Genomic DNA, 15,804 nt, shown 5'->3' with positions numbered 1-15,804 from the left:
CTACTTAAATATTGAAAAGATGAAGAAACTAATGATGATGGCTGCTGTTGCAGCAATGTCAGCCTCAGCCTTTGCACAGGATGCCAAGACCGAAGCGGAGAAATGGAATCAGGTATGTAAGGACCAGTATCAGATTTATGTTGACAACTCAACGATTCAGACAACAAATCAGACGACAAAGGCCACTAATCCTTTCGATACGGTAGCCATGTATAAGGCAGGAATGGAAGCACTGAAGGCTGCTATGAAGTGTGATGAGTTTGACCGTCAGCCCAATGAGAAAGGCAAGGTCAAGATCCGTTTCCGTGCAGACAACCAGAAGACGGCCAGTCAGTTGAGGATTGCGGCTATCCAGGGCGGTGAGTTTTTCAGAACTGAGAAAAAAGACAATGCGATGGCACTTGAGGGATATAAGTTGTATATAGACTCAAAAGACCATGAGCTGTTCACAGGTATTGATATGTCAAATGATCCTCTTTATTCCCAGATAGCTTATATGGCATCATATATGGCCTATATGATGAAGGATTATGCCGCGGCAATAGACTATGCCACAAAGGCAAAGGAAACAGCTGCCGATGATAAGGGCAAGGCTGATGCGAATGAGATTATCCTGTTTGCAAAGAAAGATAACTGTAAGTCTGCGGCAGACTCAGCCGCTTTCATGAACGATCTGAAAGTCCTGCATAAGGAAAATCCTGCTGATGAGCGTTATTTCAATATGCTCCTTGCTTATTACAACGATCATCCGGCAGAGAAAATGGCATGGATTACAGAAGAAACCCAGGCCAATCCTTCAAACAAGATGGCATGGGCTATAAAGGGAGAGACTGAGATGAAGAATGAGCAGTGGGATGATGCTGTTGCTTCTTATCGTAAGGCCGTTGAGATTGATCCGAATTTTGTTGCTGTAATATTCAATATCGGCACGAGTCTCAACTCAAAAGCCATTGCATTGAAAGACAAGCTTGCCGATAAGAATACCGGAGGCCTTACAAAAGCAAATGCCGACAAGGTGAAGGCTGTTCTTGCAGAGGCCAAAGAGGCTCTTCTGAAAGCAAAGGAACTCGATCCTTCACGTGAGAAAGTGAACTGGGCATACGCTCTCTATCAGGTTTATTATTCTTTGGGAGACAAGGCTAATTCTGATGAGATGGAAAAATTGCTCAATAAGTAAAAACAACGTAAAACCTTAAATGAGGAAGCTTATATTGATAACGCTTCTCTTACTGTCAATAACACCGTGCCTGAGAGCTCAGCGTAAGCAACTTTCTCAGGCACGGTCTTATATTAAGAGCGGCAAGGATTTGGATAAGGCGGAGAAGATTCTGCAGGAACTTTTGAGAAGCGATTCCGCCAATATTACAAATACCAAAATATATCAACTTTGGTATCAGGCATTACAAAAACAATACGATTCGGGCAATGAAAAGCTTTATCTTAAGCAGCAATACGATACAGCTGCGTTTTTCAAGACTACGGATAAGATGTTTGAAGTGCTTGAGAAGCTTGACTCTGTGGATACCGTGCTAAATGGAGACAGACCCAAGTTCAGGGCACGTTCTTCTGCAGATTTAAATAAGTTGCGGCCAAATCTTTATTTCGGCGGTGCATTCTTTGTAAGAAAAGCTGATTATAAGACAGCCTATCTTATATTTGACCGTTATTTGAAGTGTGCTGATATGCCAATGTTTGCACATTATGATTATGCAAATACTGACAGAAGAATGGAGCAGGCTGCATATTGGGCTACATATTGTGGATATAAACTTAAAGTTCCGGAAATGACGCTTAGATATTCGGACAAGGCTCTCGCTGATACGGCACGTATGGGGCAGACCCTTAAGTATATGGCAGAGGCATATCTTATTGATGAGGATACTGTCGATTACGTCTCTGCACTGGAAAGAGGGTTTGAAAAGTATCCTATGTCATTATATTTTTATCCAAAACTGTTGGAGTACTATACGGTGACAAACAAATTGGATTCGGCCCTGTTGATTACCGACAGGGGGCTTTCTTTTGACAAGGAGAATAAGATGTTTTTATTCGCAAAGTCGTCAATTCTGCTTAATGTCGGCAGATACGATGAGTGCATCGCTGTCAGTGACTCACTCATTGCAATGAATGATTCGTTAGGCGAACCCCATTTCAATGCCGGTACGGCATATCTGAACAAGGCCTTGGACAAGGAGACGTCCATGAGTAAATCGTTAGACAGAAACGAGATTCGTAAGAACAAGGAGACACTGATGTCGCTATATAGAAAGGCATTGCCTTATATGGAGAAGTATCGGGTTTTGGCTCCAAAGGAGAAACGCAAATGGGGGCCGGCATTGTACAGAATATATCTGCAGCTTAACATGGGGAGGCAGTTTGAGGAAATAGACAAAATCATAAGTGAGTAGTTTTTGGTCTGTCTCTATTTTTTATAATTACAAAAACAAGTAATCCGTTGCTGTTATTTTACAAAATAATGAAAAATAATTGTGGCGGATTACTTCTTTTCTGTATTTTTTACTACCTTTGTAATAAACAAGAAAGTTTATTGATAAATTATTAAATAACACATTTATGGAAAACAATGCCCAGCTTATTGCCCAATGTGAGGCTAAAGCCCAAAACTGGCTTTCTCCTGCTTTCGATGAGGAGACAAAGGTGTCAGTGAAATCAATGTTGGAGAAAGAAGACAAGACCGATCTTATCGAAAGCTTCTATAAGGATTTGGAGTTCGGTACAGGCGGATTGCGTGGAATCATGGGGGTTGGAAGCAACCGCATGAATATCTACACCGTAGGTATGGCTACTCAGGGATTTGCAAACTATTTGAAAAAGAATTTTTCAGACCGTGAGGAAATATCCGTTGTTGTTTGTCATGACTGCCGTAACAACAGCCGTTTGTTTGCCGAGACTGTGGCAAATATATTTTCCGCTAACGGAATAAAGGTGTATCTCTTTGAGGATATGCGTCCGACTCCGGAATGTTCTTTTGCAATCAGATATCTGAAATGTCAGGCCGGTGTGAATGTGACAGCCAGTCACAACCCACGTGAGTACAACGGTTATAAAGCTTATTGGGAAGACGGTGCTCAGGTTTTGGCTCCGCATGATACAGGTATTATAGACGAAGTTAATAAGGTTAAGGTTGACGACGTCAAGTTTGAAGGCAACAAAGAGCTTATCACGATTATCGGTGAGGAAATAGACAAGGTTTATCTTGAGCAGATAAAGAGCATTTGCATTGATCCTTCTGTGATTGAGCGTCAGAAAGACCTTAAGATTGTATATACTCCTCTTCACGGTACAGGTATGACGATGATACCGAGCTGTCTTAAGGAATGGGGATTCAACAACGTGCATTGTGTGGAAGAACAGATGGAGAAGAGCGGTGATTTTCCGACAGTTGTTTCTCCCAATCCGGAGAATGGAGAAGCACTTACCCTTGCTCTTCGTGACGCAAAGGCTATGGATGCCGACATTGTCATGGCCAGTGATCCCGATGCCGACCGTGTTGGCATGGCCTGCAAGAATGATAAAGGAGAATGGATACTGATAAACGGCAACCAGACATGCTTGCTTTTCCTTTATTATATTATCACAAACAGGAAGGCTACGGGAAAGATGCGGCCGGGCGATTTTATTGTAAAGACAATTGTTACGACGGAGGTCATCAAGAAAATCGCTGATAAGCAGAATGTTGAGATGCGTGACTGTTATACTGGCTTTAAATGGATTGCCCGCGAGATAGCGCTTTCAGAAGGCAAACAACAGTATATCGGTGGAGGTGAGGAAAGCTATGGTTTCCTTGCACAAGATTTTGTACGTGATAAGGATGCGGTTTCCGCATGTGCTCTTCTTGCCGAGATATGTGCATACGCCAAGGACAATGGTAAGACTCTTTATGATCTTATTATGGACATATATGTTGAGTATGGTTTCTCTAAAGAGTTCACTGTTAATGTCGTGAAACCAGGTAAGAGCGGTGCTGATGAGATAAGACAAATGATGACCGACTTCAGAAACAACCCTCCTACAGAACTTGGTGGAAGCAAGGTAGTTGTGTGGAAGGATTATCAGACTCTTGAGCAGAAAAATGCGGACGGTACAACATGTAAGCTTGATATGCCTACGACGAGCAATGTGCTTCAGTGGTTCTGCGAGGATGAGACCAAGATAAGTGTACGTCCTTCCGGTACAGAACCAAAGATCAAGTTCTATCTTGAGGTAAAGGACAATACAATGAAATGCTCAGGTTGTTATGACCGTTGCATGAAGGATGCCGATGCAAAGATTGAGGCAATAAAGAAATCCCTTAATCTGTAATTCTGTCAATTCAGTTATAAACTGGGCTGATTTTTATTAATATCACCGGAACTGTTGCATTATGTTTACTTTGGGAATGCAACGGTTCCGGTATTTTCTTATGGTATAACCTTAATCATGCTGCTTGAGTTATTGCCATCCTGTATAACCTGAATCTGAACAGGTATGCGTTCTTGAAGTTCCTCCACATGACTGATTATACCCACATGACGGCCGGATTTATTGTGTAGCGAACGGAGAGTGTTTATTGCGTTCTGCAGCGGTTCTCCGCTTAGGGTTCCGAATCCTTCGTCGATAAATAATGTGTTTACTGCCAGTTGTCGGCCGATATCACTCAGGGCAAGAGCCAATGAGAGTGACACGAGAAAACTCTCACCGCCAGATATTGTACTTGTTGCTCTTGAAACATATCCCTGATAGGCATCCTCTATTGATATTATGAATGTTCCCGGAACAGTCTTCAGGGTGTAGCGGTCTGTAAGTGTCCTCATGTAGCTGTTTGCAGAATGAATCAGGCCTGTCAATATATAGCTTTGCGCTATCTTGCGGAATTTGCTGCCGGAAGAATCACCGATAAGGCTGTTTATCCTTGACCATTTATGGTATTCGGTCTTTTTCTTTTCTGCGTCTTCAACGAGTTTGCCGAGTTTTTCCCGGTTTTCCTTATTTTGTTTCAACTCAAGATTTATAGCTCCTCTTCTTTCACCGATTTCGCTTATATGCTGTTCCATCTCCGCAATACGGATGTTCAGTGAATCGATGCTGTCGTTTTCTGTAATATCCGGTTTTCTTTGCAGATGTTCCCGGTGTTGCTTACTTACTTCGCTGAGTAGTACTCTTTGTGAAAGTTCGTTGTTGCGTATGTTTTTCAATGAGCTGTCAAGTGTAAGGATACTCTCTGATGAATAATTGTTTATGTATTCGAGATATTCCCTTGACATGTCTTTATGCACTGCCATGAAATCATTCATGGCCCTTTGGGCTTTATCGGCTGTTTCGGATGCCGCTTCAAGTTGTTTTACAACAGATACGGTTTCTACACGTATTTCATTTGCTTTGTCCAACAGATTTTCCGTATATTTTATCTTTTCAGCCTTGAGATTTGTCCAATCGGGCATAATCTTTAATATTGATTCTATTATGGAAGAAATATTGGTGCAGTAGCTCTCTGTTTCATTATATTTATTTTCGAGTGTCTGTTTTCTTGTTGTGAGCCTGTTGTAGTTTTCTGCGTCAAGTATCAATGTGTCAGCAAACTCTTTTGGATCTGTTTTCCAGTCGACAGACCATTGGCTGTCGGAAATCAGTTCCCGGGTATTGTTCTGCATCTCGATTATTTCCTTTTCTTTTGTGAGGATTATTGCCCGGGCGGTTTTTATTCTTCCATTGCAATCGTTTATTTTCTGTATGGTTGTCTGTACATCTGTTTTTAGTTTCTCTATATGTTTGCGCAGGTCATCAGCATGTATGCGCATGTGTCTTATCATGCTTTCCTGTTTTTCTGTTTCTTCAATTCTTATGTCAAGAAGTTTTTTGTCTGCTTCAGCTTTGATTTTTATATTGTCAAGCGAAAGCATTATTGTTTCATCATATATTTCCACACCGCATAATTTACATGCTTCTGTTGCCCTTTGTATTGCGCTATCTACAGTCGTATCACTGTCATATAAGGCTTTGGTATGTTCGTATTTGTCTGTGAGTGAACTTATTTCAGCTTCAAGTCTGTTTATTGTCCGAGTCAGTTCGTTGTATTCTTTTTCAGCTTCCCTGAATGTTTTCTCATAGATGGCAATGAGATTGTCAATGTCATCTTCTTTGGGCATTGCCGATTTGATTTTTTGAAGGCATACAGGGCAAATGTCATCAGGCTGTAGTCTCATACGTATACTTTTTGCCCATTTATTTACACTTTCACGTTGTCGTTCAAATATCTCTTTGGATGTGTGTAGTTTTATTTCTGCATCATGGATTTTCCGTTTCATGTTATTGCACTCCTTGCGTTTACATTCGATAGTATTGAAAGTCTTGTCAATATAAGTTTTTGTCTCTTCCATGCGTTTTGTTTCTCTGTAAAGGAATTCCATTTTATCCCTGGCACTGTTTACATGGGCGATCAGAGTATTTTCGTTGTCACGGAGTTTGTGCAATTGTGATATGTCTGCTTCAACGAGTTTCTGTTCCTTTTCTTTCAGTTCAAGTTCCTGTTTATTTAAGGCATACTGTATTTTTTGCAGGTTTTCGTTTCTGTCGTTAAGTTCCGGTTGAAGTATGTTTTCTAAAGTTTTTTTCTCTTCGGATATATCGTTATTATTCCTTTCAATTATTTTTCTTCCTTCGGATGCGGCATACAGTAATCCTGCTATTGCCTGTGCATTTTTATAAACTTCAGCCTTGTCTTTTTTCTCGTCTATAACTTCTGTTACTTTTTTCAGTTCCTGCAGAATATCTTCATTCCTTTTCTTTTCACAGGCCATTCCGCATATAAGGTCTTTATAGTTGTCGCATAATGACAATAGACTGTCGGTCAGTACTTTTTGTTTTTCAGAAGATATTCTCACCGTGTCCATCATATTCCTTACTTCTATTGTTGTATTCCATGAATTGACCAGCTGTTCCTTTGGCATGAAGATGTTGTCTGTTGTGGCTTCAAGAGCTTTGGCATGTGCTTCTTCTGATGCGGCAATCTTTTCAGACAGTTCCTTTTCCTTGTTTATCCATATCAGTTTGTCATTCTCTTTATGTATATCGGCCTTTAATTTTAATGCCTCAGTTTCGAGTGTATGCAATTCTGATTCTTTTTCCTTGATTTCATCATCATCGAGTATTTTTACACCCTCTGTTTTTTGTTGTGCCTCATTCCATATTGCCTTTTTCCTTGCTGTTTCCTCGAATACCTTTGCTCCGATTCTTGAATATATGTCAACCCCGGTTATCTTCTCAAGTATCTGCGCTTTCTCGTCATCTTTACTGTTGAGGAACCGTGTGAATTCTCCTTGTGCCAGCATTGTTGTCTGACAGAATTGCTGGAAATCAAGTCCGATGGCTTCGGCTATTTCCGCTTCTATCTCCTTGTCTTTAGTCAGAAGAATATCTTTATCAATATTCTTCAGTGTCCTGTTTTTATTCTGAATTGTTCCGGAAATCTTTTTTCTTGCACGTGTCACGCTCCATGTTGCCTCGTAGTTTATCTTGTTGCTGCCGGTAAATGTGAGTGTGACAAATGCCTCTCCTGTATTTCTGCGCATAAGTTGCCGTGGATCATTCACTTTCACACTTTTGCCGCCTTCTGTTATCTCTCCTTGCATAAGTGTGTTTGTCATTCGCGGTGTTTTGGCATAGAGTGCGAGGCATATTGCATCAAGTATGGTGGATTTTCCGGCTCCGGTCTTTCCTGTAATCAGAAAGACCTCGCAGCCGGCAAGCGGATGTGCCTCAAAATCTATTTCAGCGTCTTCTATGGAAGCGATGTTGTGTATGGTCAGTTTCCGGAATCTCATATTAAATGTGTCATTCGTTTCGTAAATCGTTGTCTATCAGCTTAAGTGTCTCGTTGAAGAGGTTTTGCATATCTTCGTCGAATGCTATGCCGATATCATCCGCATAACGTCTTGCAATGTCTATTGGGGCTTCAGAGCGGAATTCCTGAATATTTAATATTTTCTCTTGCGCTTGTTTTCCTAAGTTGCGCTTTACATTGATGTTGCAGAATCTGCATTGTTTTTCTTTTGTCATGGCGATGGCTTCGTCATTTGCTTCTGGATGCAGAAAATCTTCTGTCTCTATGTTGAGCCTTATGTATGCAGGAATATTTTCAGGAAATTCTTTCAGCAGTTGTATTGCTTCACTGAATGTGGATGTTCCCTTGGCGGGAAGTGTTACCATCGGATGTGGATTGTGTATTTCTATTTCATTGATTTCGGGAGTGCAGCCGTGAGACTTTATTTCCACGATACTTACAGTATGGGCGAAATTCTCATCGAAGCTGACGGGGAGGGGGGGAGCCGCTATAGCGCACATTGTGCTTGCCGCTGTGTATAAATTGCGCATGATGGATATGTCCGAGTGCGAGATAGTCATATCCGTAGCCCATTTCTTTCAGTTCGAGACAGTCGATTCCTCCTACAGTGTATTCGCTTGAATTATCATGACCGGTGAAATCGCATCCGTTGACTGTAGTATGGGCTGTCATAACTACCGGCAGTCCGTTTGTGTTCCGTTCATTAACGGTGTCAAGCAAATGTTGGAAGAACCCCTCAGGAATGTTTCTTTCATTGCTGTATGGTATGGCGATGATAAAACCTTTATCAGGAATTTCTATTATATGTTCATCAGTAGAGTCTTTGTTGATGTTTCCTACAGTGAAGACTTTAAGGGCACGCCACGGATTGCGGAATATCTCATGTCTTGAACAGCTGTCATGGTTTCCGGCCGTGACAATAATGGTCATTTGCGGGTTGGCCATGTGTATTTCCACTAATGCATCTGTGAACATTTTTTGTGTGGCGGCAGACGGTTGTGGAGTATGATAGATGTCACCGCAGATAATAAATGCATCAGGTTTATGGCATTCTGTAATTTTTATCATTTGCCGGAGCATCTGTGTGTGCTCTTCTGTACGGTCGTAATTATATAATGTATGGCCGAGATGCCAGTCGCTTGTATGAAGTATTTTCATGGTTTTATATAAGGATAAGTAAGACTGTGCTTAAAAATAAAAAGAGTCATACCAAGACCTTTTCTTACGTTAAAGTTTGATATGGCTCTTATATTTTAATCCTTTATTTGTGTTTTTTTGCTTTTATCCGGTTTGCTTCCATTGCCGTCTTTTCCCTTGTTTGTCTGTGGCCGTTTGCTTTTATTCGTTTTTTTCTTTCCGGAATATGACCGTCTTTTTCCGGCTCCTTTTGTCTTTCGCTTTCCTGTTGCTTTATATTCAGGGGCCTCGCCAAGTCCTTCGGGCAATATGTTTTTGCTGATTGTTGTGCCGAGGAATTTCTCTATCTCCTTAAATTTATATATGTCCTTGTCGCTGACGAATGTTATTGCGACACCGTCTCTGTCGGCTCTTGCCGTACGGCCAATGCGGTGGATATAATCTTCCGAATCACCGGGTACATCATAGTTGATGACCATACTGATGTCGTCTATGTCTATACCGCGTGCCACAATGTCGGTAGCCACAAGAACGTCAATCATTCCTGCCTTGAATGAATACATTACTTCGTTGCGTTCTTCCTGGCTCAGGTCGCTGTGCATCTGTCCGCAGTTTATTTTCAGTTTCAGGAGCTCGTGAGCCACATTTTTAACCTTGTCTTTTTTCCCTGAGAATATTATAACCCTTTTCAGTTGGTTTTGTTTAAAGAGATGCTTGATAATGCCAATCTTCTGTGAATCATAGCAGATATATGCCGATTGCTGTATTTTCTCGGCCGGTTTGCTTACTGCAATTTTTATTTCCACCGGATCATGTTGCAGGGTTTTAGCCAAAGTCTGTATTTTCTCAGGCATTGTTGCTGAAAACATTATAGTCTGTCTCTTTTCCGGCATGTGCTTTGCGATTTGCAGGATATCCTCGTAAAAACCCATGTCAAGCATTCTGTCTGCTTCATCAAGAACAAAGAAGCCGACCTTGCTGAGATCCACATTTCCCATTCTGATATGGCTTATGAGTCGTCCAGGTGTGGCGATTACGACGTTTGCACCCATCTTGAGGCTTTTCATTTCCTGATCATAGCGGTTGCCGTCATTGCCCCCATAAACCGCAACATTACTTATATCTTCAAGATAGTATCCGAATCCCTGCAGTGCCTGGTCTATCTGCTGTGCCAGTTCGCGTGTCGGTGACATTATGACGCAGTTTATTGCATCTTTGGGATATCCTCCGTCATCGAGCATGCTTAGAATAGGCAACAGGTATGCCGCGGTTTTTCCTGTTCCGGTTTGTGCCACACCGATGATGTCCCTGTAATCCAGGATTTCCGGAATACATTTCTCCTGTATCGGTGTGCATTCGTCGAAATGCATGTCCCAAAGCGCATCGAGTATATTGTCATTTAAATAAGTCTCTTCAAATTTCATTCTTAATAATTATTTTTTTTCTTTTGAATATCAACCTTTTGGTGTAGCGTGGCTGTAAACGCTGTGCTGTTTTAGTTTGGAGCATGCCTGTAACAGTAATATGCAATAAACACGTATAGTATATTGGGTATCCATGCTGCAAGCATTGGCGGTGTGTTTGCATTAATTGCAAATGTAGCGCAAACCGTCTGCAGAAGAATGTATGCAAAACTTAACGCCAGTCCGATACCGAGATACAGTCCCATTCCTCCTTTTCTTTTTCTTGCCGAGAGGCTTGCGCCTATTATTGTAAGGATGAATGACGCGAAACATGACGCTATGCGTTTATGGTATTCCACTTCATATTGCACGACATTGGTGGAGCCGCGGTCCTTCTGCTTGCCTATATACCGCTTTAGCTCAGGGCTTGTGAATGTTTCCTGTTGTCCCTTGCTGAATACAAGATCCATGGGTTCCATCATTATCACTGTGTCGATTTCATGTCCGGAGGTTATGTGCTCACGCATGCCTTTCAGTTCGCGTATCTTATAGTTTCTTGCCTTCCAATGATATCGTGAGTCGGATATTGTGTCATACTGTATGGTATTTGCGGACATGTGGCTTACAAGTTTCTTGTTTTCAAACTTATCGAGTGAGAATCCGTATCCTGTTTTTCTTACATCGTCATACTGTGCTATATATGCTATTATTCCTTTGCCTACCTGCATCTGCACGTTGCTTGCAGATGAGTTTTTCTGTTTGTTTTTGTAGAGAGACTCAAAATTCTGCTTTATCACCGTTCCTTTTGGAATTATGTATGCCCCGAGATAGAAGTTCAATATGGAGATCATGGCTGCCGATATCATGTAGGGGCGCAGAAGCCGTTTAAAGCTCATGCCCGTAGACAGCATCGCAATGATTTCAGAATCGCCCGCCAGTTTTGACGTGAAGAAGATAACGGCGATAAAAACGAACAGCGGGCTGAAAAGATTTGCGAAATAAGGAATGAAGTTTGCATAATAATCAAAGACAATAGCTCTCAGCGGTGCATGGTATGTCGAGAATTTTGCGAGATTGTCATTTACGTCAAAGACGATGGATATTGATATTATCAGCACAATGGAGAATATATATGTGCCGATAAACTTCCTTATGATATATCTGTCTATCTTTTTGATGAATCTGAAAGGACTGAATTTCTTATATTCCATATTCTTTAATATGTGTATTGCCATAGGCACCGGTATTGATATGGCCGGACTTTGTCTTCAGGCCAGCGTGTGACTTTGCTAAATCCGTCTGCCAAGATTGTCCATAACGCTTCTTTTCCATATCGTGAAGTCGCCTTGTTCGATATGTGTGCGTGCGTCGGAAACCAGCCGCAGGTAGAAAGCCAGGTTGTGTATGCTGGCAATCTGCATTGCCAATAGCTCCTGGGCCTTGAACAGATGATGGAGATATGCTTTGGTGTATACAATATCTGTATCACAGCCTTCTGGGTCAATAGGGGAAAAATCGTTTTCCCATTTCTTGTTTCTTATGTTTATTGTTCCGTTATAGGTGAACAGCATGGCGTTGCGTCCGTTTCTTGTAGGCATGACACAGTCAAACATATCGACACCGCGCTCTATTGCCTCAAGTATGTTCTGCGGTGTGCCGACACCCATAAGGTATCGTGGCTTGTCTTTGGGCAGGATGTCGTTTACGGTTTCAATCATCTCATACATTACTTCCGTAGGTTCTCCTACGGCCAGTCCTCCTATGGCATTGCCGTCGGCTCCTTTGTCTGCAATATATTTTGCGGCTTCACGTCTCAGGTCTTTGTAGGTGCATCCCTGTACGATGGGAAACAGGCTTTGATTGTAGCCATACAGCGGTTCGGTCTCGTTGAATCTTCTGATGCAACGGTCAAGCCATCTTTGTGTAAGTTGCAGGCTCTTCCTCGCATATTGATAGTCGCTGTCACCTGGAGGGCATTCGTCGAATGCCATAATGATGTCTGCGCCTATGATACGCTCCGTGTCCATTACATTCTCTGGAGTGAAAAAATGTTTCGAACCGTCAATATGCGACCGGAACTCGCATCCTTCTTCTTTCAGTTTGCGTATTCCGGTTAATGAGAATACCTGAAATCCTCCGGAGTCTGTGAGGATTGGACGGTCCCATCCGTTGAATTTATGAAGACCTCCGGCAGATTTTAGTATGTCAAGTCCGGGGCGGAGATACAGATGATAAGTGTTGCCAAGTATAATCTGTGCCTTCACCTGTTCCTTTAATTCAGAGAAATGCACTCCCTTAACACTTCCGCAAGTACCTACCGGCATGAATATAGGCGTTTTTATTTGTCCGTGTGCCGTTGTTATCAGTCCTGTCCTTGCGTCAGATGACGGATCTGTGTGTTGAAGTTCGAATGTCATTTATGTTATGATTTAATAATGAATTGACGGCAGGTATGCCGGCTTTCGGATTTATTTCTCTGTGGCAGGTTTTTCTTCCTCTAAATTAAATACGATAGGATTGTCCACGGTTTCGTTTGTCAGTGCGAAATTCCATACATCCTGTACGTTTTCCACATAATGAAACCCGACTCCTTGTCTGTAAATATCAGGAATCTCCTCAATGTCCTTTCTGTTGTCTGCACATAACAGAATATCGGTTATGCCTGCCCGTTTGGCGGCGAGTATCTTTTCTTTGATTCCGCCTACAGGAAGAACTTTTCCACGTAATGTTATTTCACCGGTCATGGCTGTGTTTTTGCGCACTTTACGTTGTGTCAGTGCAGAGGCAAGTGATGTGGCAATCGTAATACCTGCGGAAGGCCCGTCTTTCGGGGTGGCTCCTTCCGGTACGTGAATATGTATGTTATAGTTTTCAAATATACGGAAATCTATACCCAACACTGATGCGTGGGCCTTTACATATTCAAGAGCCAAAACGGCAGATTCTTTCATCACGTCTCCAAGGTTACCTGTGAGAGTGAGTTTTGCACTCTTTCCCTTACTCAGACTTGTTTCTATAAACAGGATCTCTCCTCCGACGCTTGTCCATGCCAGTCCTGTGACAACTCCCGCGTAGTCATTACCCTGATAGATGTCGCGATAGAACGGAGGCTTGCCAAGAAGGTCTTCAATTTCTTTCGGACTTATTTTTGTATAAGGCAACACGGAATCCTTAGCCAGCCTGTAGGCCAGTTTACGCATGGTCTTGTTTATTTGCTTTTCAAGCTGCCGCACACCGCTCTCACGTGTATACTGTTCAATGATCTTTTCTATTGCAGCCTTTGTCAGACTTAGTCTCTTTTCCTGGTCAAGTCCGGTATTGGCTTTCTCTTTGGGTATAAGGTGGCGTTTGGCTATTTCGATTTTTTCTTCAGTAATATATCCGCTTACCTCTATCACCTCCATGCGGTCGAGAAGCGGACGGGGGATGGTATTGAGGTCATTGGCGGTTGCCACGAAAAGCACCTTCGACAGGTCATAGTCCACGTCAAGGTAATTGTCGTGGAAAGCGTTGTTCTGTTCCGGGTCAAGAACTTCAAGTAAAGCTGATGCAGGATCTCCGTTGACGGTGTTTTGGGTGATTTTGTCTATCTCGTCGAGGATGAATACCGGATTTGACGAGCCGGCCTTTTGGATGTTCTTTATTATTCTGCCGGGCATGGCGCCTATATATGTGCGTCTGTGGCCGCGTATTTCCGCCTCGTCATGTAAGCCTCCGAGTGATACTCTCACATATTTGCGTCCCAGTGCGTCTGCAATGCTCTTTCCCAGTGATGTCTTGCCTACTCCGGGAGGGCCGTACAGGCAAAGTATCGGTGACTTTAGGTCTCCGCGAAGGCTCAGGACGGCAATATATTCCAATATACGTTCTTTCACTTTCTCCATTCCATAGTGATCCTTGTCGAGGATTTTCTGTGCCTTTGTAAGGCTTAGGTCATCAACGGTATATTCGTTCCATGGAAGTGAAACCAAAGTCTGCAGGTAAGTAAGCTGTACATTATAATCAGGACTTTGCGGATTAAGCTGGTCAAGTTTGTCGATTTCACGTGTGAAAATTCTGTCGACCTCTTCCGGCCATTCCTTCTGTCTCGCCTTTTCTATAAGCTCGGCTTTTTCAGGTGAGCTTTCGCCTCCACCGATTTCTGCCTGCATGTTTTTTATTTGCTGTTGCAGGAAATAATTGCGCTGTTGCTCGTCTATATCGTTTTTGGTGCGGTTGCGTATGTCTTCTTTCAACTCCTGTAACGAAAGCTCTTTATTCATAAGTTCCAGGGCATACAGGAGTCTGCCGTTTATGGATGCTGTCTCGAGCAGTCTTTCCTTCTCCGCCACTTTCTGTATCATGTTGGTACAGATGAAATTGAGGGCCATTATGTCATTGTTGAGGTTCTTTATGGCATAGATGGCCTCGTCAGGTATTTCTTCGTTTATGCGGATGTAGCTGTCTGCAATGCGGCGCAGGTCTTCTATACCGGCCTTGAATGTCAGATCGCCAGGTGCAGGAAGTTCTTCCGGTGCTGGTTCTACGGCACCTTTCAAATATGGTTTCTCGTTTGTAATCTCATTGAGTTTCATCCTTCCCATTCCCTGAACGATAACTGTGACATTGTTATCCGGCATGGTGAGAAGTTTGACAACCCTTGCATATACTCCGTAAGAATACAGGTCTTTTCTGGATGGATTATCCGTGTCGGGATCAGTCTGGCATACCACACCGATAATAGATTCTTTTTTTTCTGCAGCCTTGACAAGTGCAAGGCTTGATTTGCGTCCGATAAGAATAGGGGTGACTACCCCCGGAAACAATACAATGTTTCTTACCGGCAATATTGGTAATTCCTGCGGAAAAGCATCTGTTTTAAATAAATCACTGAAATCGCCGTCAACATCGGCTATCATAGAAAAAGCCTTGATATTCTGTTTACTCATTTTTCTTTTTAAAATGCAAATTTGGGGTGCAAAGGTACAAAAATATTTTAAATAAAAACGGATTGTGGTTATAAAATAATATAAAAGCATTCGTCAACTCCTTTAAATAAGCATACTTGTGATTTTATAAGTGGAAAAACTGTTGGAAAGCAGCCGGTTATCCAATTTTTGAAATATGTGTAGAATCGCTTGTCTTAACGATGTGGAAAATCAGATAAAGAGATTCATAATGTACGCCAGTAGCTAACGGAATCGGCAGTCATGCATTTTGTGTAGATGGAAGGCATGATGGTTACCGGCCGAATGAAATGTTAAAAGTGTATTTGGCCTACATACACTCTGTATTTGGCATAAATACACTGTGTATTCAGCCTACATACACTGTGTATTTGGCCTGCATACACTTTTAACATTTGCTGTTCGCTTTGTGTATTCATAACGGTTGCGGCCGATGATAAGGGGGCGGTACGGATGTAGCACGGCACAAAGGTGATAA

The 15,804-nt window shown here is 42.2% G+C and carries 9 protein-coding genes and 1 pseudogene; 3 read left to right on the top strand and 7 right to left on the bottom strand.

Going from position 1 to position 15,804, the window contains the following annotated elements; genetic code table 11:
• Positions 1-19: 19 nt before the first annotated feature.
• From HPS56_RS07630 to HPS56_RS07620, 3 genes are all read left to right on the top strand, one after another.
• Positions 20-1,177, top strand: a complete 1,158-nt coding sequence (locus tag HPS56_RS07630) for a tetratricopeptide repeat protein (protein ID WP_172275572.1) — start codon at positions 20-22, stop codon at positions 1,175-1,177.
• Between the two features lie 19 nt (positions 1,178-1,196).
• Positions 1,197-2,408: a tetratricopeptide repeat protein gene (locus HPS56_RS07625; protein ID WP_172275571.1), complete on the top strand. Its 1,212-nt coding sequence runs from the start codon at positions 1,197-1,199 to the stop codon at positions 2,406-2,408.
• A 166-nt stretch (positions 2,409-2,574) separates the two neighbouring features.
• Positions 2,575-4,323, top strand: a complete 1,749-nt coding sequence (locus tag HPS56_RS07620; protein ID WP_172275570.1) for a phospho-sugar mutase — start codon at positions 2,575-2,577, stop codon at positions 4,321-4,323.
• A gap of 98 nt (positions 4,324-4,421) precedes the next feature.
• Here HPS56_RS07620 and HPS56_RS07615 read toward each other — a convergent pair whose 3' ends face one another.
• The 7 genes and pseudogenes from HPS56_RS07615 to lon form a co-directional block, all read right to left on the bottom strand.
• Complete coding sequence (locus HPS56_RS07615) at positions 4,422-7,820, bottom strand: AAA family ATPase (RefSeq protein WP_172275569.1); 3,399 nt, start codon at positions 7,818-7,820, stop codon at positions 4,422-4,424.
• Positions 7,821-7,830: 10 nt separating this feature from the next.
• Positions 7,831-8,340 (bottom strand): exonuclease SbcCD subunit D C-terminal domain-containing protein, encoded by a 510-nt coding sequence (locus HPS56_RS07610; protein ID WP_172275568.1) that lies wholly within the window; start codon positions 8,338-8,340, stop codon positions 7,831-7,833.
• Entirely contained in the window at positions 8,297-8,998 is a 702-nt protein-coding gene (locus tag HPS56_RS07605) for a metallophosphoesterase family protein (RefSeq protein WP_172275567.1), read from the bottom strand. The genes HPS56_RS07610 and HPS56_RS07605 overlap by 44 nt, the downstream gene beginning before the upstream one ends.
• 232 nt (positions 8,999-9,230) lie before the next feature.
• Positions 9,231-10,401, bottom strand: a pseudogene (locus HPS56_RS07600) (DEAD/DEAH box helicase); the annotation flags it as partial.
• A gap of 71 nt (positions 10,402-10,472) precedes the next feature.
• Positions 10,473-11,591, bottom strand: coding sequence for an LptF/LptG family permease (locus HPS56_RS07595; RefSeq protein WP_369800287.1), 1,119 nt, complete (start codon positions 11,589-11,591; stop codon positions 10,473-10,475).
• A 78-nt stretch (positions 11,592-11,669) separates the two neighbouring features.
• Positions 11,670-12,797: a tRNA guanosine(34) transglycosylase Tgt gene (tgt, locus tag HPS56_RS07590; RefSeq protein WP_172275564.1), complete on the bottom strand. Its 1,128-nt coding sequence runs from the start codon at positions 12,795-12,797 to the stop codon at positions 11,670-11,672.
• A gap of 51 nt (positions 12,798-12,848) precedes the next feature.
• On the bottom strand, positions 12,849-15,308 hold the full coding sequence (lon, locus tag HPS56_RS07585) for an endopeptidase La (protein WP_172275563.1): 2,460 nt from the start codon (positions 15,306-15,308) through the stop codon (positions 12,849-12,851).
• Between the last annotated feature and the right edge of the window lie 496 nt (positions 15,309-15,804).

It is taken from the genome of Xylanibacter muris, assembly GCF_013166605.1.
Classification (GTDB): Bacteria; Bacteroidota; Bacteroidia; order Bacteroidales; family Bacteroidaceae; genus Prevotella; species Prevotella muris.
Note: the sequence above shows the minus strand (reverse complement) of the source record. Positions and strands in the feature narration are given on the sequence as shown.